Annotated in this window: 12 protein-coding genes; 4 read left to right on the forward strand and 8 right to left on the reverse strand. The window is 70.3% G+C overall.

Annotated elements, in window-relative coordinates; all coding sequences use genetic code 11:
• Positions 1-38: 38 nt before the first annotated feature.
• The 4 genes from tsaB to mrcB are packed head-to-tail and all read right to left on the reverse strand — an operon-like array spanning position 39 to position 5,870.
• Positions 39-776, reverse strand: coding sequence for a tRNA (adenosine(37)-N6)-threonylcarbamoyltransferase complex dimerization subunit type 1 TsaB (tsaB, locus tag E2F49_RS07720; protein WP_055249521.1), 738 nt, complete (start codon positions 774-776; stop codon positions 39-41).
• Positions 773-2,845 carry a DNA repair helicase YoaA gene (gene yoaA, locus E2F49_RS07725; protein WP_133393262.1) on the reverse strand — a complete coding sequence of 691 codons (2,073 nt, stop codon included), beginning with the start codon at positions 2,843-2,845 and terminating at the stop codon, positions 773-775. The genes tsaB and yoaA overlap by 4 nt, the downstream gene beginning before the upstream one ends.
• A gap of 20 nt (positions 2,846-2,865) precedes the next feature.
• Positions 2,866-3,399: a tetratricopeptide repeat protein gene (locus tag E2F49_RS07730; protein WP_133393263.1), complete on the reverse strand. Its 534-nt coding sequence runs from the start codon at positions 3,397-3,399 to the stop codon at positions 2,866-2,868.
• Entirely contained in the window at positions 3,399-5,870 is a 2,472-nt protein-coding gene (gene mrcB / locus E2F49_RS07735; protein WP_133393264.1) for a penicillin-binding protein 1B, read from the reverse strand. Before mrcB ends, E2F49_RS07730 begins: the two co-directional genes overlap by 1 nt.
• A 123-nt stretch (positions 5,871-5,993) precedes the next feature.
• Between mrcB and E2F49_RS07740 the strand changes: the two genes are divergently transcribed.
• The gene (locus E2F49_RS07740; protein WP_133393265.1) at positions 5,994-8,102 is read left to right on the forward strand and encodes a glycosyltransferase; all 2,109 of its coding nucleotides are present in this window, start codon (positions 5,994-5,996) and stop codon (positions 8,100-8,102) included.
• Here the strand turns inward: E2F49_RS07740 and E2F49_RS07745 are convergent.
• Together E2F49_RS07745 and E2F49_RS07750 are read right to left on the reverse strand one after the other, a co-directional pair.
• Positions 8,092-9,573 carry a tetratricopeptide repeat protein gene (locus E2F49_RS07745; RefSeq protein WP_133393266.1) on the reverse strand — a complete coding sequence of 494 codons (1,482 nt, stop codon included), beginning with the start codon at positions 9,571-9,573 and terminating at the stop codon, positions 8,092-8,094. The two genes, E2F49_RS07740 and E2F49_RS07745, sit on opposite strands and share 11 nt — an antisense overlap.
• Positions 9,574-9,691: 118 nt before the next feature.
• Positions 9,692-11,857 (reverse strand): bifunctional (p)ppGpp synthetase/guanosine-3',5'-bis(diphosphate) 3'-pyrophosphohydrolase, encoded by a 2,166-nt coding sequence (locus E2F49_RS07750; protein ID WP_133393267.1) that lies wholly within the window; start codon positions 11,855-11,857, stop codon positions 9,692-9,694.
• Positions 11,858-11,939: 82 nt separating this feature from the next.
• Between E2F49_RS07750 and E2F49_RS07755 the strand changes: the two genes are divergently transcribed.
• Together E2F49_RS07755 and E2F49_RS07760 are read left to right on the forward strand one after the other, a co-directional pair.
• Positions 11,940-12,455, forward strand: a complete 516-nt coding sequence (locus E2F49_RS07755) for a hypothetical protein (protein WP_133393268.1) — start codon at positions 11,940-11,942, stop codon at positions 12,453-12,455.
• Positions 12,456-12,513: 58 nt separating this feature from the next.
• Positions 12,514-12,981 (forward strand): hypothetical protein, encoded by a 468-nt coding sequence (locus E2F49_RS07760; RefSeq protein WP_133393269.1) that lies wholly within the window; start codon positions 12,514-12,516, stop codon positions 12,979-12,981.
• Here E2F49_RS07760 and hrpA read toward each other — a convergent pair.
• On the reverse strand, positions 12,974-16,948 hold the full coding sequence (hrpA, locus tag E2F49_RS07765; protein ID WP_133393270.1) for an ATP-dependent RNA helicase HrpA: 3,975 nt from the start codon (positions 16,946-16,948) through the stop codon (positions 12,974-12,976). The two genes, E2F49_RS07760 and hrpA, sit on opposite strands and share 8 nt — an antisense overlap.
• Before the next feature lie 83 nt (positions 16,949-17,031).
• On the opposite strand from hrpA, the gene E2F49_RS07770 reads away from it, so the two are divergent.
• A complete protein-coding gene (locus E2F49_RS07770; protein ID WP_055249537.1) occupies positions 17,032-17,598 on the forward strand; it encodes a Dps family protein in 567 nt (188 codons plus the stop codon).
• Between the two features lie 61 nt (positions 17,599-17,659).
• Here the strand turns inward: E2F49_RS07770 and E2F49_RS07775 are convergent, their stop codons facing one another.
• Complete coding sequence (locus E2F49_RS07775; RefSeq protein WP_133393271.1) at positions 17,660-19,033, reverse strand: dicarboxylate/amino acid:cation symporter; 1,374 nt, start codon at positions 19,031-19,033, stop codon at positions 17,660-17,662.
• Positions 19,034-19,070 lie beyond the last annotated feature (37 nt).

The following is a 19,070-nucleotide window of genomic DNA, read 5'->3' on the forward strand; positions in this document are numbered from 1 at the left end:
TCGTCGCGGTCATGCGGCCTCCCGTGCCAGTCCGGAACTCAGACCGCGCCCGGCGTGCCGGGTTCCGCGGCCTGCTTCGAGGCGCGCAACGCGGCCTGCTCGACCAAGGTCAGCGCGACGTTGTCGCGCAGATAAGCCGGCTCGACCCGCTCGGGTGCCAGCGTCTCGCCGCGCGCGAACGCAGCGGCGGCCAGTCGTGCGAGATCGACCGCGCGCGGCAGCGCCGTCGCGTCGATATGCGTGAAGCGACCCGCCAGACGTGTCTGCAAGGCATGTTCGGCGGCGGAGAAGCCGGTGCCGACACCGACCCAGCCGTCCGCGGTGTCCGGCAGCGCGACCGCATCCGGCGCGCACACGCGCGCGTCGTCGAGTGCGCGCAGGCCGTCCGCCGTGCGCACGAAGGCCTGGCTGTAGACCTCGCCCATGCGCGCGTCGATCGCGGCCAGCACGCGCGCGTCGTCCGCCCCCTCGGCGCGCATCGCCAGCACTTCGAGCGTGGAACGCGCGACGACCGGGCGATCGAGCGCCAGCGCGATGCCCTGCACCAGCGCGATCGCGAGCCGCACGCCGGTGAACGCGCCGGGGCCGCGCCCCACCGCGACCGCGTCGAGCTGGCTGCGCGCGATGCCGGCCTCGGCCAGCAGGTCTTCTGCCCACGGCAACGCGAGTTCGGCATGACGACGCGGCGCGATCTCGAAGCGTTCGAGCACGCGCCCGTCGTCCCAGACGGCGACGGAACAGGCCTCGGTGGCGGTTTCGAACGCGAGCAGTTTCATACGGCCTGGGATTCGGGATTGGGGATCGGGGATTCGGACAGCGCGTCCGCCGCCATTGTCGCAGGCGCGGCGAAGAACGCGGCGACGGTCGACAGTTCGCGGGTCCGCGGCAGCGGCGGCAGCGAATCGAGGAACACCCCGCCGTAACTGCGACCCAGCAGACGCGGGTCGCACAGCACCAGCACGCCACGGTCGAACTCGGTGCGGATCAGCCGGCCGACCCCCTGCTTGAGCGCGATCACCGCCTGCGGCAACTGTTCGTCGCGGAAGGGGTTGCCGCCGGCGCGGCGGATCGCGTCCAGCCGCGCCTCGAACACCGGATCGTCAGGCGCGGCGAACGGCAGCTTGTCGATCACCACCACGCTCAGGGCATCGCCGGCCACGTCGACGCCTTCGCGGAAACTCGCCGCGCCCAGCAGCACGCCGTTGCCCGAGTCGCGAAACCGCTGCAGCAGCACGTGGCGCGGGGCCTCGCCCTGCACGAACAGCGGCCACGGTACCTCGCGGCTGCCATCGCGCAGCAGCGCCGCGGTTTCGCGCAATGCGCGATGCGAGGCGAACAGCAGGAAGGCGCGACCATCGGACGCTTCGAGCACCGGCAGCACCGCGTCGACGACTGCGCGCGTGTAGTCCTGCGCGGACGGCTGCGGCAGTTTCGGCGGCAGATAGCACAGGGCCTGATGCGGCCAGTCGAACGGGCTTGGCGTGAGCAGCGTCTGCGGCGCCTCGATGCCCAGACGCTCGGCGACGTGGTCGAAGCTGCCGTCCACGGCGAGCGTGGCCGAGGTGAAGATCCAGGCGGCACGGGACGCTTCGCGATGCGTGCGCAGCGGCGCGGACACATCGAGCGGCGTACGCTGCAGGCGGAAGCCGCGCGGGGTGAGTTCGTACCACAGCACGCCGTCATCGGCCGGCGGCGTCGACGCCGGCGATTCGGCCGGCACATCGTCGTCGAACAGTGGTTCCGCAGCCGCGCTGCCGTCGTTCCAGCGCCGCAGCTTTGCAATGAAGGCGAGCGCGCGCGCGTGGCAGCTGTCGAGCCCTGGCGAGGCTTCGCGTACCGGGGCGAGCGCATCACGCAGATGCAGCAGCGCGTCGTCGAGCGCGTGCAGCGCTTCTTCGACCGCCGGCTCGTAGAGCGCGCGATAACGGGTGCCGCGCGGCGGCAGGCCGTCCATCGCGGTGCGCAGGGCACGCGTCGCGTCCTCCAGCAGGTGCGCAGGCCCCTGCAACACCGGCAGCACGCCGGGCACGTCCTTGCATTCGGCGATGGCGTCGCGCGCCAGTTCGACCAGCGGACGCGCGCTCATGCCTTCGCCGAAGAACTGCGCGGCGAGTTCGGGCAACTGGTGCGCCTCGTCGACGATGAACACCTGCGCGCCCGGAAGGATCTCGCCGAAACCCTCCTGCTTCAGTGCCAGATCGGCGAGCAGCAGATGGTGGTTGACCACCACCACGTCGGCCGCCTGCGCGCGTTGCCGCGCCTGCACCAGAAAGCATTCGCTCCAGAAGGGGCAGTCGTTGCCGAGACAGTTGTCGACCGTCGAGGTGACCATCGGCAGCAGCGGCGTGTCTTCGGGCAGGCCGTCGAGCTCGGCCATGTCGCCCATGCGCGTGCGTCCCGCCCAGGCGACGATGCGCTGGAACTGGTGGATCTGCTCGCGCGTGGCCAGTCGCGGCTCGCCCCGCGCCTGCTCCAGTCGGTAGAGGCACAGATAGTTCGCGCGGCCCTTGAGCAGCGCGCTGCGCAGGCCACTGCCGAGCGCGTCGCGCACGCGTGGCAGGTCGCGGTGGAACAGCTGGTCCTGCAGCGCGCGCGTGCCGGTGGAGACGATGGTCTTCAGGCCCGACAGCAGCGCCGGCACCAGATAGGCGAAGGTCTTGCCGGTGCCGGTGCCGGCCTCGGCCAGCAGGGTGGCGCGCTGGTCGATCGCGTCGGCGACCGACATCGCCAGCGCCTGCTGCGCGACGCGCGGCCGGAATGCGGGAATGTGTTCCGCCAGCAGGCCACCCTCGACGAGGGCGTCGCGGCTGCGGTCCGCGAGGCGGGCGTCGCGCGTGTCGAGCACCGGCACGCGTCCTGCGTCGTTCAGAAGCGGTCGGGCCCGGCGACGCGGCAGCCGTCGGCCTGGCTGCGGGCCTGCGTCGCGCCTTCGGCATCGCCGGTCGACAGGCGCACCTGTTCCAGCGTGATCCAGTGGCGGCGGCACAGCGGACCGACCTGCGCGCCGAGCGCATACGCGCGCTCGGCAAGCTGGGTGGCCCTGGGCAGATCGTTCTGCAGGATCGCCAGTTCGGCGCGTTCCTGCAGCAGCGCCGGATCGCTGTCGACGATGGTCATGGCCTCGTCGAGTGCGGCGACGGCGCCGTCGAGATCGCCCCGGGCTTCCAGGGTGACCGCGCGCGCGCGCAGGTCCTCGACCATCGGATCGCGAAGCGGCTGCACGGCGAGCTCGCCGTCGCCATCGCCCGCCGAGGCACGGATCGCCTGGACCATGGTCGCCGGCGGAATGGTGGAGACCGGCGCGGTCTCGGCCGTGGTCGGCGACTGGCTGGCGCAGGCGCCGAGTGCGAGCACGCCGGCGATGGACGCGGCGCGGAAAGCGATGCGGCGTGGAAGCATCACGGCGATTCCTCGATGGGCGGCGCGGGCGCCGGCTGGGAAGGGACGGGTTCGGGCGGCGGCGCCGGGGCATCGTCGCGACCGAAGCCGAAGAACTCGCGCCATCCGCGGCGCTCCTGCTGCACCGGCGCGCCGGTCGCGTCGACCAGATTGCCGTTCTCGTCGACGAAGGTCTGGTTCGGGTCGTAGGTGGGGCACGGCTGGTACGGCGGCGCATAGCCGGCGACGAACGCGAAACGGCGGGCCTCGGGACAGTCGGCATCGGTGGCATTGGACTGCGCAACCCACTGCCACTCCAGGCCTTCGTCGCTCACCTCGAGCGGTGCGCTCGGCAGTCGCGAGAACAGGCCCGACCACACGCGCATCGCACCGGTCGCACCGTACAGGCCGGTCTGCTCGTTCTGGTCGTTGCCGACCCAGACCACGGCCAGATGGTCGCCGGTCCAGCCGGCGAACCAGCTGTCGCGTCCATCATTGCTGGTACCGGTCTTGCCGGCGGCGTTGAGGCGACCGAGCCCGTCGTTGACCAGTTGGCGGCCGGTGCCCGACGTCACCGCGTTCTGCAGGGCCAGCGTGACCAGACGCGTGGCGATGGCATCGCCGGGCTGGGCGGGACTCGGCGCGGTGTCGTAGCGGCTCACAACCCGGCCCTGCGCATCGATGACGCCGCGTACCGTACGCAGCGGCTGGATCTCGCCACCGGAGGCCAGGAACTGGTAGAGCTGGGCCATTGCGTAGGGGCTCTGGTCCATCGAGCCGAGCGTCAGCGACGGATTGGGCGTCGCGCGCACGCTGGTCAGCGTGTAGATCAGATCGGCCAGCGCGCGCGGCCCGATGTCCTGGCCGATGCGCACCGTCGCCTGGTTGTAGGAACGCGCCAGCGCATCGATCATCCGCACCGTGCCATGGCTGCGGCCGTCGGAATTGCCCGGCGACCACGAGCGGCCGTTTTCCAGCGTGATCGTCACCGGTGAGTCGTCGACCCAGCTCGCCAGCGAGTACCGCTCCGGCTGGCTGCCGAGGGCGATCAGATAGACAAAGGGCTTGAGCAACGAACCGACCGGGCGGTGCGCTTCGACGACGCGGTTGAAGCCGTGTTCGACCGGATCGCGACTGCCGATCGCCGCGACCACTTCGTTGGTGTGCACGTCGGTGACCACGAGGCCGGCCTGCAGCGGCGGCCGCTTGCCGGTCGACAGACTCTTGAGCGTGCGCACCGTCGAACCTTCGGCGTAGGCCTGGGCGGACGGTGCCATCGCGGTCATCACCGACAGACCGGCGCCCTGCAGTTCGGCAGTCGGATAGTCGCGGCCGAGCTGACGGCGCACCAGATCGACGTAAGCCGGGAAGCGGTTCGCGGCGATGCTGCCGGGCGTTTCGGTGATCCCGAGCGGACGCTTGGCGGCGCGATCGTGCGCGGCCTGGTCGATCAGGCCGGCTTCGAGCATCTTGCCGAGCACGAAGTCGCGGCGTGCCAGCGCGCGCTCGGGATTGCGGCGCGGGTCGTAGTGCGATGGACCGCGGATGATGCCGACCAGCAGCGCGACCTGTTCGGTTTCCAGGTCGTCGAGGCGGCGGCCGAACCAGAACTCCGCGCCCGCGGCGACGCCGTGGATCGCCTGCGCGCCGCGCTGCCCCAGATACACCTGGTTGAGATAGGCCTCGAGAATCGCGCCCTTGCCGTAGCGCGCCTCGATCAGCATCGCGTACAGCACTTCGTTGAACTTGCGCGTGTAGGTCTGCTCGCGGCCGATGCCGAGCAGACCGCTGCGTGCGAGCTGCTGGGTCAGCGTGCTGGCGCCCTGGCGGGTCTCGCCGGCGCGCATGTTGACCAGCGCCGCGCGCGCCATGCCGCTCAGATCGATGCCGTGATGGTGCGCGAAGTCCTTGTCCTCCACCGCCTGCAGCGTGTCGGTGAGCAACTGCGGCACCTCGTCGATGCGCACCAGACGGCGCTCTTCCTGCCGCTGGCCGTAGAGCGTGGCGATACGCGCCGGGTCCATGCGTGCCACCTTGAGCGCGCGCTCGCCGTCCCCATCGCGCAGCCGCGAGACGCGCCCGCCCGACAGCGTGACCTGCACGCGACCGGGCGCGACCACGCCGTCGACGTCGCGGAAGCCGCGGCTGGAGATCGTCCAGCGTGCACCCTCGGTCGCATAGGTGCCCGGCTTGACGCCGTCGCCCTCGCGATACCCCGCCGCATCGAGCTCGGTCTTGAGCGTCGCGGCGTTCATCGCCACGCCCGGCGTGACTTGCAGCGGACGCGCATAGACGCGCGTGGGCACCTGCCAGGTCAGCGCGCCGAACTTCTCGCTGACCTGGTGGTTGAGATAGAGCGTGTACGGAATCAGGAACCCGAGACCGAGACCGATCACCGCCAGCACCGCGGTCACGACCCGACGGCGCCAGACCGGCGGCGCCTCGTCGTTCAGATCCTCGATGTCGTCGTCTTCGTAATCGATCCGGGCCATGGAATTCCTGCGCCCGCAGCGTGCGGGTCGATGTCGATGCCACAATAGCGCCGGGCAGTCTATCCCAGCGTCCGGATGCGGGCCCGGGCCGCCCCCCGAACAGTCAGCTGGAGTTACGAACGCATGTCGTTTTCCCTGTCGGGCGCTCGCTTCCAGCTGGAACGCGCGCTCGGCCTGTGCCGCCGCGGCCTGGCCAGCCTGCGCACGCGCGGCCCCCGTGCGACCTGGCAGCGCGTCACCGCGCAGCTGGGCCTGTTTGCGCCGACGACCGTGCGCGGTCTGGTCGCTGCCGATCTGTCGCCGTTCGCGCCCTTCGCGTTGCCGGCGTCCGGGACACCGGACGTCAGCATCGTCATTCCCGTGTACGGCCACGTCGCCGAGACCGTGGCGTGTCTGCGCGCGATCGCCGCACACCCGCCGCGGGCGGCGATCGAGGTGATCGTCGTCGACGATGCCAGCCCGGACGACACGCTCGCCGCGTTGTCGCAGGTGGCCGGTCTGCGCCTGCACGCCCTGCCCGACAACCGGGGTTTCATCGGCGCCTGCAATGCGGGCGCCGCGATCGCCCGCGGACGTTTTCTGCTGTTCCTCAACAACGACACGGTGCCACAGCCGGGCTGGCTCGACACGATGCGCGCGACCTTCGACGCACATGCGGACGTGGGCATTGTCGGCGCGCAACTGGTCTACCCCGACGGCCGTTTGCAGGAGGCCGGCGCGATGCTGGCCCGTGATGGCCGCGGCGAGAGCCGGGGGCGCTTCGCCTCGCCCGAGCATCCGGCGTTCGCATGGTGCGCGGATGTCGACTACGTGTCGGGCGCGGCGCTGATGATCGAACGAGCGCTGTTCGATCGACTCGATGGGTTCGACCTGCGTTATGCGCCGGCCTATTACGAAGACACCGACCTCGCCTTCCGCGTGCGCGATGCCGGCCTGCGCGTGCTGGTACAACCGGTCGCCCAGATCGTGCACCTCGAAGGCGCGAGTGCGGGTACCGATCCCGCGCAGGGCATGAAGGCCGCGCAGGCGCGCAACCTGCCGGTGTTCGAAGCGCGCTGGCGCCAAGACTTGGCGACGCGACCGCTCGATCCCGTGGTTGCCGGCCGTCTACCCCGGTCGGGCACGGCGCAGATCCTGATCGTCGACAGCATCACTCCGGACACCGCGCGCGATTCGGCCTCGTTGCGGCTGGTGAACCTGATGCGGATGCTGCGCGCGGCCGGCGCGCACATCGTGTTCCTGCCCGCCGACGGGCATCACGCGGGCGCAGCGACGCGGGCTTTGCAGGCGTTGGGCGTCGAGGCTTGGCATGCACCCCATGTCGCCGGAGTCGCACGCTGGATGCGCGTGCATGGATCGCGCTTTTCGCGCGTGGTGCTGTGCCGCCACTACATCGCGCGTGAGTTCCTGCCGCTCGTCCGCACGCATGCGCCGCAGGCGCGCGTGGTGTTCGACAGCATCGACCTGCACTATGTCCGCGAACAGCGAGGTGCCGACATCGCCGGCGACGCAGCGCTGGCCCGTGCGGCTGCGCGCACACGCGCGCTCGAGCTCGACGTGGTCGCGCGCAGCGACGAGACACTGGTGGTCAGTGCGACCGAAGCCGATGTCCTCGCGACGGATGCACCCGATGCACGCGTGACCGTGCTGTCGAACCTGCACGAGATTGCCGGCGCAGGCGCCGCGTTCGCGCAGCGCCGGGATCTCGTCTTCGTCGGCGGCTTCCGGCATCCGCCGAACGTCGACGCGATGCGCTGGTTTCTTGGCGATGTGTTTCCCCGCATCCGTGCCGTGCTGCCCGACGTCCACTTCCACTGCATCGGCGGCGACGTACCCGAGGTCATCGCCGCGTTTCGTGACGCGCCGGGCGTGTCCATCCACGGCCATGTTCCCGATATCGAGCCCTACATGGACGGCTGCCGCATCGCGGTCGCGCCGCTGCGCTTCGGTGCGGGGGTCAAGGGCAAGGTCAATCTGAGCATGGCGCATGGCCAGCCGGTCGTCGCGACCAGCTGCGCGGCTGAAGGCATGCATCTGCGCGATGGCGAGGATGTGCTGCTGGCAGACGACGCTGCGGGATTCGCCGACGCGGTCGTGCGGCTCCATGGCGACGAAGCCCTGTGGTCACGCCTGTCCGCGAACGGACTGGCCAATGTGGCCGCGCATTTCTCGCTGGATGCGGCGCGCGAGACCGTTCGCGCGGTCTTCTTCGACGGGCCGATCAGGGCCTGACCGAGGCGGCGCGCACGCGCCGCGCGAACTCCGCATGGCCTGGAACACCCGGCTCGACCGCGCGCGCCGATGCCAGCGCGGCTTCGGCACCGGCGACGTTGCCGGCCCCCAACCGTTCGTCGCCGATCGCCAGCCAGCGCTGCGCCAGGCGGCGGCGGGCATCGCGCACGCTGCCGGCGTCGTCGCCCAGTGCCTCGCGGGCATCGAGACAGCTGCGCGCGCGTGCGAGGCTGTTCGCACGCAGACCGGCGTCGAAACACTGGCGCGCGGACGGCAACAGGCGCGCGGATGCGCGCGCGACGGCCGCGTCGTCGGGCGCCACGCGCCGTGCGGCGCGGATCTTGTCGTAGGCGCTGTCGCCCGGTGGCGTCAGCAGATCGCCGCGTGCTTCCGCCGCAGCGGCCTCGCGCAACAAGGTGTCGATGCGCTGGCGGCGCTGCGCGGGCGGCAGCTGCGGCCCGAGCCGCGCATGGCGTGCGCGCGAGCGTTCGACGTGGGCGATCGCGTTGCGGACCGCGTCGCTGTCGGGTGCGAGTGCCTGCGCCTCGCGCAACTGCGCATCGGCATCGGCGAAGTTGAAGTCGCGCGCGAAGCGTTCGGCACGCTGTGCGTAGGCGGCGCCAGCGTCGACCAGCCCGCGCTGCGCCCGCGCATCGTCCGGATCGAAGGCCAGCAGCGTGCGCCACTCGGCCACAGACCGCTCGACGCGCCCGGATTCGAGGCTGCGCGCGGCGCGACGACGCAAGGCGTCGAGTTCTTCGGTCAACCGCGCCTCGGTGTCCGGCAGGTCGACATGACCGGCATCGTAGCTGCGCACCTGCACGATCAGATCCGCCGCCTCGCGCAGCCCACCCGTGCGCAACCGCGTGCGCGCCTGGTCGAGCAGCATCGCCAGTGCGTCCTCCCGCCCCCGCAGCGCCTCGGCGTTGTCGGGCTGCAGTGCAAGCACGCGCCGGTAGAGCGGTAGCGCGCTGTCCTCGCCCCCGTCGAGGTTGCCGGCCGCCTGCGCCGCGTCCGCGCTGGCGATGAGCCGCTCGAGGCCCGCTCCGGACGCTTCCCGCCGCTGCAGCGCGGCCACAACCGCGTCGACGTGTTCGCGCGGCGCCGAGAGCGACTGCGCGAGCCGCAGTGCCGCACGCGCCTCGTCGAAACGTCCGGCATCGACGGCTGCAGCGGCCTGTACCACCGCTGCACGCGCCACCTCGGCAAGGCCGGCCTGTGGACGCACGTCGTCGGGATCGAGCGCGAGCGCGGCCTCGTAGAGCTGGCGTGCGCCATCGCCGTCAGGATCGTCGAGATGACCGGCCGCCACCGCAATCGCCGCATCGTCGAGCAGCGCCTGCGCGCGCGTCTGCGGCCAGAAGCGCTCGACCACGAACAGGCGCACCAGCACCACCAGCACCACGACGCCCACGCAGACGCCGGCAACGATCCAGCGCCAACGTCGCGGATCGTCCGCGATCACGTGCATGCGGCGCCGCGCGAGCGGCACGCGCGCAGCGGGATCGGCCGGACCGGAGGTATCAGGGGCTCGAGGCACGCGCGGAAGTATGGAGGCGGCCGATGAACGATCGCGTCACCATCGGGCCTCAACCACGGCGCGCGGCATCCACGCCCGGCGTGTCGTCGAGCTTGCCGAGCAGGCGCGCCAGCTGACCGTAGTCCCCCACACGCACGCGCAGTTTCAGGCGCACGCGCGACAGGCCCATGGTTTCGCTCTGGATCGACAGCACGTGCACGTCTTCCTGCGCGATCACATTGCTGAGGTCCTTGAGCAGATGCCGGCGATCCACCGCCTCGACCACCAGGTCGGACTCGTGACCGCCGCTCGCGCGTCCCCATTCCACCGGCAGCACGCGCTGCGGATGGCCGGCCGACAGGCGCAGGAATGCCGGGCAGTCGCGTCGATGCACGCTGACCCCGCGCGCCCGCGTGAGATACCCCGCGATCGGCTCACCCGGAACCGGCCGGCAGCACCGGGCGACCTGTACCAGCAGGTTGTCCACGCCGACGACGTGGAAATCGGACTCGCCGGTCTTGGGCGCGCGACGTGGCGTGCGCAGGGGCAAGGTCGGCGCGGCGGGCTCCACCGGCGCCGTCCGCTCACGTTCGAGCTCCAGCAGTGCGCGACCGATCTGGTTGGGGCCGACATCGCCCAGCGCGACCAGCACGTACAACTCGTCGACCGTCACCACGTTGAAGCGCGACAGCACCGGCGCCAGATCCGCCTGCAGCAGGCCGAGCCTGCGCAGATCCTTCTCCAGCAGCTCGCGTCCGGCCTGCAGATTGCGCGCGCGGTCGAGCTTGTGGAACCAGCTGCGGACTTTCTCGCGCGACCGCGGGCTGGCGAGGAAGCCGTTCGCGACCACCAGCCAGTCGCGGCGCGGCGCAGCCTCCTTCGCGGTGAGGATTTCGACGTGCTCGCCGCTGCGCAACACGTAATCCAGCGGCACGATGCGCCCGTCGACCTTGGCGCCGCGACAGCGGTGCCCGACCATCGTGTGCACGTGGTAGGCGAAGTCCAGCGGCGTCGCGCCCTGCGGGAGGTCGACGATCTCACCTTTGGGCGTGAGCACGAACACCCGGTCTTCGACCAGTTCTGTGCCCAGCGCGCCGGCCAGCGCCTCGCCGTCCTCGCGGGCGGGATCGGTGTGCGCATCTAGCAGGCGACGCATCCATTCGATGCGCCGCTCGAGCGCGGCGGCACTCGCCGACGACGACCGCTGCGAGCCGCCACTCTCCTTGTAGCGCCAGTGCGCGGCGACGCCGAGCTCGGAGGCTTCGTGCATCTCGCGCGTGCGGATCTGCACTTCGAGCGTCTTGCCGTCCGGCCCGACCACCGCCGTGTGCAGCGAGCGGTAATCGTTGTGCTTGGGCCTGGCGATGTAGTCGTCGAACTCGCTGGGAATCGGCGTCCACAGCGCATGCACCACGCCCAGCGCGGCGTAGCAGGCCGGCACGTCGTCGACGAGGACCCGCACCGCGCGCAGATCGTAGAGTTCGCCGATCGGCACCTGCTTGCGCTGCATCTTCTTCCAGATGCTGTAGATGTGCTTGGGCCGCCCTGCGACTTCGCCCTGCACGCCCTGCGCCGACAGCGCCTCGCCGAGTTGTATGCGCACGGTCTCGATGTAACGCTCGCGCCCGAGCCGCTTGTCGTCGAGCAGCCCGGCGATGCGCTTGTAGGTCTCCGGCTGCAGGAACCGGAACGCGAGATCCTCGAGCTCCCACTTCAGCTGCCAGATGCCGAGCCGGTTGGCGAGCGGCGCGTGGATATCGCGGGTCAGCGCGGCCAGTGCGCGGCGCGCCTCGCCGTCCTCGTCGCGCGCCGCGGCGCGCATCAGGGCCAGTTGCCGTGCCAGCAGCACCAGGACCAGACGCAGGTCGCGGATCAGCGCGAGCAACAGCCGCCGCAGGCCTTCGGGATTGCCCTCGCTGACGTGCTCGGCGTGCAGCGACCAGACCTGATGCGCGGCCGACAGACCTTCGAGCAGGGGCGCGATCGCGGGCAGCCGCGCCTGCATCGGCTCGCGCCAGGCGGGTACCGCGTCGGCGATGGCGGTCGCGACGACGTCCGCATCCGCACCGAGCCGACCCAGGGCCGTGAGCGTGTCGAGCAGGACGTCCGCCTCGCGGCCATCGGCGGGCACGTCGTCGCCGAGCGACGCCAGCGCAGCGCGCAGCGGCGCGCCGGACGCGGCCAACATCGGCAGCGTCAACAGGCGGTCGCGCAGGTTGTCCGGGCGCTCGGGCATCAGCCGTCCGACGCAGGCGGGACGGTCTACACTAGCCGCGCCCAGACCGGAGGAACAGAGTATGCGTGCAGTCCACAGTGTCTTGATCGCCGCGGCGTTGTGCATCGCAGTGCCCGCATTCGCACAGCAGGCGAAGATCGAGGATCGCGTCAGTGCTGCTGAATTTCGTGCCGCCGGCCTGAACAAGCTGAGCGATGCCGAACTCGCACGCCTCAACGAGTTGTTGGCACGGGATCGGACCGCGGTCGCACTGACCTCGGTGCCGCCCGCCGGCGTTACGACGACCGACGTCGAGGCACGCATCGCGCAGGCGCGCGAAGAAGGGCGCCGCGAGGCCGCCGCGGATGCCGGCAGTCTGTCCTCTGCAGCCTCACGAGAACCCATCGAGAGCACCATCGTCGGCGCGTTCAGCGGTTTCGCTCAAGGCCGGCAGTACACCCTCGCCAACGGCCAGGTCTGGCGTCAGACCGATGGCGCCACCATCAGTGGTGCGCGCGGAAACGACGTTGCGGTTCGTGTCCGCCCAGGCTTCATGGGCGTGTGGTGGTTGAAGGTCGACGGCTACAACACGCAGACCAAGGTCGAACGCGTACGCTGAACCGCTCATCACGAAACACAATTCCGTTGGAGCAACAGCCATGCGTTCTGGAATACAGATGATCCTCGCAGCCGCGCTCGCGTGTGCAAGCACCGCGGCCTGGACGCAGACCTCACAGCTGGAAGCCCGGATGGGCGAAGCTCGGTTCAATGCGGCGGGTCTGCACAAGCTCGATGCTGCGGAACTGCATTCGCTGGAACAGTGGATTGCGAGTCAGACCGTCGCGGCACGGGATCCGGTTGACGATCGTATGCCGGGGCGGCATGACGGCGCCGGCGCACGCCTTCAGCAGGAGGCCGTCGCCGAGCCGGTGAACAGCACGCTGGTTGGCCGCTTCGACGGTTTCGCGCGTGGACGTGAATTCACACTGGCGAACGGCCAGGTCTGGAAGCAGGTGGGTGACACACCGCTGCAGGGCGTGCGCTCGGAGGCCCCTGCGGTCGAGATCAGCCCGGCCCGCCTCGGCGGCTGGTGGCTCCGTGTCATGGGTTACAACACACGCGTGCGGGTCGAGCGCATCAGGTAAGCGCCGCTACCCGCGCCGCGAGCTTCTTCGGCGAGACCCCACCCTTCGCGCCGAGTTCCTGCGCGAACAGCGAGACCCGCAGCTCTTCGATGTCCCAGCGTAGCGCCTGCCAGTCGGGCTCGCCGCTGCGGCCGCGCGCGGCGGCGTCAGCCAGTGCATCGACGAAGGGTTTGACGTCGAGCATGCGTTGCTGGTCGCGCTGCGGGTCGCGTTGCCCCCGCTCGGCGCGCAAGGCCAGCGCGTGCAGCCAGCGTGCGTACTCCGACAGTGCGGTCGCAGGCACCGTGCGCAGAAATCCGGGCGGCACCAGTGCGTCGAGCTGGCCACGCATGTCGTCGAGATTGGCGCGCGCCCAGCCCATGAGTTTCGATTCGAGTTTCGCGCGCACCTCGGCGACGCGGTCGAGAATGGCCTCGGCTTGGCGCAGCCGCGCCATCGCCTCGCCGAACAGTGCCTTGCCGACCGCGTCGCGATGCGCGGCGAAGGCGTCGGCATCGCGGATCGCCTCGAGCCCGTCGGCCAGCAACGCGGCCAGTGCACCGTCGACGAGGTCTTCGCGCAGGCGGTCGCCCGGCTTGCCTTCGCGCGGCGCGGCCGATTCGATGGCGGCGTACAGCAGCGCGGTCTTCGGCGCGACCGGCAACTGCTTGCGCGCCTGGCGCACGCGGTCGGCCAGCGCGATCGTCATCAGCCGGCGCACGCCCTCGGGATGCAGCCGTCGCGCCTTGGCGGCATCGGCATGCACGGCCAGCGACGCGGTCTCGCCGTCGTCCTGCAGCGCCGGGTACGCCGGCAGGCCGCCGGCACCGGGCACCGAAACCGGCACCGGCGTATCCGGAAACGTGGTCAATTCCTGACGCTGCATGCCGTCGGCCGCGTGGGCTGCGAATGCGCGCGCGGCGCGGTCACCGAAACGGTGGCGCAGATCGTCCAGATCGCGTGACTCGGCGAGCACCGTCGTGCCCTTGCGGTCGCGGCCGGTGTCGACCAGACGCAGGTTCGCGCGCAGGTGCGCGTCGAGCGTGGCCTCGTCGAAGTCCGTCGCGGAAATCTCCACGCCTGCCAATCTCTTCAGAAATCGCGCAAGCGTGCCGGTGAAGGCGTCCACATCGCCGCCACGCCACGCCTCGGCGAATGCGCGGGCGAAATCGGGCGCGGGCACGAAGTTCCGGCGCAGTGCCTTGGGCAGGCTGCGGATCAACGCGGCGGCCTTGTCCTCGACGAAGCCCGCCGCCAGCCACGACAGGCGCACCGGATCGATCGCGTTGAGCAGGTGCAGCGGCACCGACACCGTCATGCCGTCGTCGACCGCGCCGGGCTCGAAGCGATAGGACACCGCGAGCCGGGCATCGCCGAGCGCGATGAAGGCCGGGAACAGATCGGCATCGACGCCGTCGGCGACCAGCAGGTCGTCGCGGCTCCACGCCAGCGCCTGCTTCGCCGCGTCCGGCGCCTTGCGCCACCAAGCGTCCAGCGCCTGCGCCGACAGCACGTCGGCCGGCAGTCGCTGCGCATACCACTGCGCCATCCAGTCCTCGTCCACCACCAGACCCACGCGGCGCTGCTTGGCTTCCTCCTCGCGCGCGCGCTCGAGCGTGCGCAGGTTGCGCTCGACGACGCTGGCCCGGGTGTTGATCTCGCCCGTGACCAGAGCGTCGCGCAGGAACAGCGCACGCGCCTCGTCCGGGTACAGCCGCCCGTAATCGACCGGCTTCTTCGGCGCCAGCACCAGCCCGAACAGGCTGATCTGCTCGCTGCCCACCACCCGCCCCTGCGAGCGCGACCAGCGCGGGTCGTGGTGGCGACGGGCCAGCAGATGATCGAGCTCGGCGATGACCCAGTCCGGTTCGATCGCCGCATTGGTCAGCGACCAGACCTTCTCGGTGTCGAGCAGCGTCGCCGACAGCACCCACGGCGGCGGCTTCTTCGACAGCGGCGACCCCGGAAACAACTGGAAGCGGCGTCCACGCGGACCTTCGAACTGTCCGCTTGCGCGCCCGCCACCGCCGGGATCGGTGCGATGCCCGACCTGAGTCGGCAGGCCGGCGATCAGCGCGCGGTGCAGGGCGATGTAGGCACCGGCTTGCGCACGCGCCACGGCACGTGCATCGCCTTCGACGACGGGCGCAGCATCGATCGACCAGCCCAACTCTTCGCACTGCAGGCGCAGCTGGCGATGCAGCTCGCGCCACTCGCGCATGCGCAGGAAGCCGAGGAAGTTGCGGTCGCACCACTTGCGCAGCTGGGACTGGGTGAGTTCGGCATGCGCGGCGCGATAGGCATCCCACAGTGTCACGATGCCGACGAACTCGGACTTTGGATCGGCGAACTGCGCATGGGCGGTATCGGCCGCGCCACGCTGGTCGGACGGTCGCTCGCGCGGATCCTGGATGCCGAGGAACGACGTGATCGCCAGCATCGCGGGCAGGCACCGGTGCTCGCGTGCGGCGACCAGCATGCGCGCCAGCTTGGCGTCGACCGGCAGCTTGGCCATCGTGCGGCCGATGGCCGTGAGCTTGCGCTGCGCGTCGATCGCGCCGAGCTCGGCCAGCTGCTGCCAGCCGTCGGCGACCGCGCGCGGATCGGGCGGCTCGACGAAGGGGAAGGACTCGATGTCGCCCAGACCCAGCGACAACATGCGCAGGATCACGCCGGCCAGTGCGGCGCGGCGGATTTCCGGATCGGTGTACTGCGGACGCGCTTCGAAATCCGCCTCGGAGAACACGCGATAGCAGGTGCCCGGCGCGATGCGGCCGCAGCGGCCCTTGCGCTGGTCGGCACTGGCCTGGCTGACCGGCTCGATGTGCAGGCGGTCGAGTTTCTGCCGCGGGCTGTAGCGTTTGACGCGCGCGAGACCCGGATCGACGACGTAATGGATGCGCGGCACCGTCAGCGAGGTTTCGGCGACATTGGTCGCCAGCACGATGCGCCGCTGCGGACCAGGATTGAACACGCGATCCTGGTCTTTCGCCGACAGCCGCGCATACAGCGGCAGCACCTCGGTGTGGCGGTATTTGCGGCGCTCCAGTGCCTGGTGCGCGTCGCGGATCTCGCGTTCGCCGGGCAGGAAGATCAGCGTGTCGCCGGTGCCGCGCTCGCGCATGATCTCGTCGCAGACCGACACGATGCCGTCGAGCACGCTGCGCTCGCCCGCGTCCTCGCCGTCGCCTTCGAGCGGGCGATAGCGCACCTCGACCGGATAGCCGCGGCCCTCGACGTCGACCACCGGCGCGCCGTCGAAATGCTCGGCGAAGCGCGCGGTGTCGATCGTCGCCGAGGTCACGATCACCTTCAGGTCCGGACGCCGCGCGAGCAGCTGCTTGAGATAGCCCAGCAGGAAATCGATGTTGAGACTGCGCTCGTGCGCCTCGTCGACGATGATCGTGTCGTAGGCCGACAGCCAGCGGTCCGAGGCGATCTCCGCCAGCAGGATGCCGTCGGTCATGAACTTGATCGCGGTCGCCTCGCTGACGTTGTCGTTGAAACGCACCTGGTAGCCCACCGCGCCTCCGATCGGCACCCGCAGTTCCTCGGCCACGCGCCGCGCGACGGTCCGCGCGGCGATGCGCCGGGGCTGGGTGCAGCCGATCATGCCGGCCGCGCCACGACCCGCCGCCAGGCACAGCTTGGGCAACTGGGTGGTCTTGCCCGAGCCGGTCTCACCAGCCACCACCACCACCTGATGCGCGCGGATCAGCGCGACGATCTCCTCGGCCTTGCCGGCGATCGGCAGCGCGGCATCGACTTCGGCCCGCGGCAGTTGCGCGGCACGCGTCTCGCGCTGACGCGTGGACGCATCGAGCCGGGTCTCGAAGGCGGCGCGCGCGGCAGCATCGCCCGGCGCCCTGCGCCAGCGGCCCAGCAGCCCGAGCAGGCGACCGCGGTCGCGCGTCCCGGCCGCGTCGATCGCGCCCTGCGCCTGCTTCAACGCGTCGTTCACCGCCTTGTCGATGGAATGCTGCGTCACGCGTCCAACCCGCCCTCAAGTCACAGATCCACAACGGATGCGCGCCTATTGTGGACGCCATCCCCTCACACCGGAGTCCTGTCATGGCCAAGGCCAAGCCGAAGAAGTCCAGCACGCCCAATGCCGTCGCGGTCGCGCCGGCCGTCGCCTCGCCCGACGCGCAGTCGAAGGCGCCGGCCATCGATATCGGGATCAGTGACCAGGATCGCAAGGTCGTCGCCCAGCACCTGTCGGTGTTTCTCGCCGATGCCTACACGCTGTACCTGAAGACCCACAACTTCCACTGGAACGTCACCGGCCCGATGTTCAACGCACTGCACGTGATGTTCGAAGGCCAGTACACCGAGCAGTGGAACGCGCTGGACGAGATCGCCGAACGCATCCGTGCGCTGGGCTACAACGCGCCGGGTTCGTACGGCGAGTTCATCCAGCTGTCCTCGATCAAGGAAGAACCGGGCCTGGAGAAGGCGCCGGACTGGCGCGAGATGGTGCGCCAGCTGGTGATCGGCAACGAAGCCGTCTGCCGCAGCGCGCGCAAGGCCCTCGAAGTCGCCGACGATGCCGATGACGATCCGACCGAGGACCTGCTGACCCAGCGCCTGCAGACCCACGAGAAGAACGCCTGGATGCTGCGCTCGCTGCTGCAGTAAGCGCCGTTACGACGTCTCGAAGAAACGCCCGGCACTGCCGGGCGTTTTTCCGTATCCGGGCTCAGGCCGTCGCCGGCGGCTCCGGCGCGTCGGCCTCGCCACGCGAGACCAGCGCCGCGATGCCCAGATCGCCGGTCACGTTGACCGTGGTGCGGCACATGTCGAGGAAGTGGTTCACGCCCAGCACCAGGCCGATGCCCTCTGCCGGCACACCGACCATCGTGCAGATCAGCGCCACCACCGGCAGCGAGCCCGAGGGCACGCCGGCCGTGCCGATGCCGCCGAGGATGCAGACCAGCATCACCAGCACCTGCTGCCAGATCGAGAGGTCCACGCCGAAGAACTGCGCGAGGAAGATCACCGTCACGCCCTCGAACAGCGCCGTGCCGTTCTGGTTGGCGGTCGCGCCGACGGTCAGCACGAAGCGCGAGACCTTGCGCGGCAGCTTGAGGTTCTCGTCGGCCACGCGCAGCGCCGTCGGCAGCGTGGCGTTGCTGGATGCGGTGGAGAACGCCATCAGCATCGCCTCCTGCACGCCGCGGAAGAACGCCAGCGGCGACCAGCCGCCGACGAACTTCAGCGCCAGCGAGTACGTCACCAGCATGTGCACGGCCAGCGCGACGGCCACCACCAGCACATAGGCACCCAGCCGCAGCAGCAGGTCCCAGCCGAACAGCACGGCCAGGTTGAACATGAAGCAGAACACCGCGATCGGCGCGAGGCGGATCACCAGGCCGATCAGGGTCATCGAGACTTCGAACAGGCCCTCGATGCCGCGCTTGAGCGTCGCGGTGGCTTCGGACTTCGTCAGCACCAGACCGATACCGAACATCAGCGCGAAGAACATCAACGCGAGGATGTTGGCGTTGTCGGCGGCGGCGCCGACGACGTTCTGCGGCACGATCGACAACAGCATCTCCATGCCGGTCGCGCCTTCCTTGCTGTCGCGCACGATGGCCGCGGTGCGCTGCGCGCCTTCGGCCAGCAGCTGCTGCGCGAGCGCGGGATCCACGCCGTCGCCCGGCCGGAACACGTTCACCATCACCAGACCCAGCAGCACGGCCAGGCCCGACAGCACGATCGTCCACGCCAGCGTGCGCCAGCCGATGCGGCCCAGCGCGGCGACATCGCCCATTTCCGACACGCCGATCACCAGCGCGGAGAACAGCAGCGGCACGATCAGCATGAAGATCAGGCTGAGAAACAAAGTCCCCAGCGGCTCGGTCACCCAGGCGACGAAGCTGTCGATCAGCGGCCGGCACTGCCAGCCCGGATCGGCGCCGGTGCATGCGGCCGAAGCCGGGTCGGCCAGAGTCCAGGCGGTCAGGCCGGTGTAGTGCGCGACCAGGCCGAGCACCAGACCGGCGATGAAGCCGATTGCGATCTTCCAATGGAGCGGCAGACGGGAACGGGGGGCGGCGCTGGATTCGGCCATGTCGGAAGGACCGCGGGAAAGCGGCGAGGCTAGCAGG

Source organism: Luteimonas terrae (assembly GCF_004358165.1).
Lineage (GTDB): Bacteria > Pseudomonadota > Gammaproteobacteria > Xanthomonadales > Xanthomonadaceae > Luteimonas > Luteimonas terrae.

Coding starts and splice junctions, on each gene's coding strand:
- E2F49_RS07750 (WP_133393267.1), bottom strand. CDS start 11,857: ATGCCCGAGCGCCCGGACAACCTGCGCGACCGCCTGTTGACGCTGCCG.
- tsaB (WP_055249521.1), bottom strand. CDS start 776: ATGAAACTGCTCGCGTTCGAAACCGCCACCGAGGCCTGTTCCGTCGCC.
- E2F49_RS07740 (WP_133393265.1), top strand. CDS start 5,994: ATGTCGTTTTCCCTGTCGGGCGCTCGCTTCCAGCTGGAACGCGCGCTC.
- E2F49_RS07775 (WP_133393271.1), bottom strand. CDS start 19,033: ATGGCCGAATCCAGCGCCGCCCCCCGTTCCCGTCTGCCGCTCCATTGG.
- E2F49_RS07770 (WP_055249537.1), top strand. CDS start 17,032: ATGGCCAAGGCCAAGCCGAAGAAGTCCAGCACGCCCAATGCCGTCGCG.
- mrcB (WP_133393264.1), bottom strand. CDS start 5,870: ATGGCCCGGATCGATTACGAAGACGACGACATCGAGGATCTGAACGAC.
- E2F49_RS07760 (WP_133393269.1), top strand. CDS start 12,514: ATGATCCTCGCAGCCGCGCTCGCGTGTGCAAGCACCGCGGCCTGGACG.
- E2F49_RS07730 (WP_133393263.1), bottom strand. CDS start 3,399: ATGCTTCCACGCCGCATCGCTTTCCGCGCCGCGTCCATCGCCGGCGTG.
- E2F49_RS07745 (WP_133393266.1), bottom strand. CDS start 9,573: ATGCACGTGATCGCGGACGATCCGCGACGTTGGCGCTGGATCGTTGCC.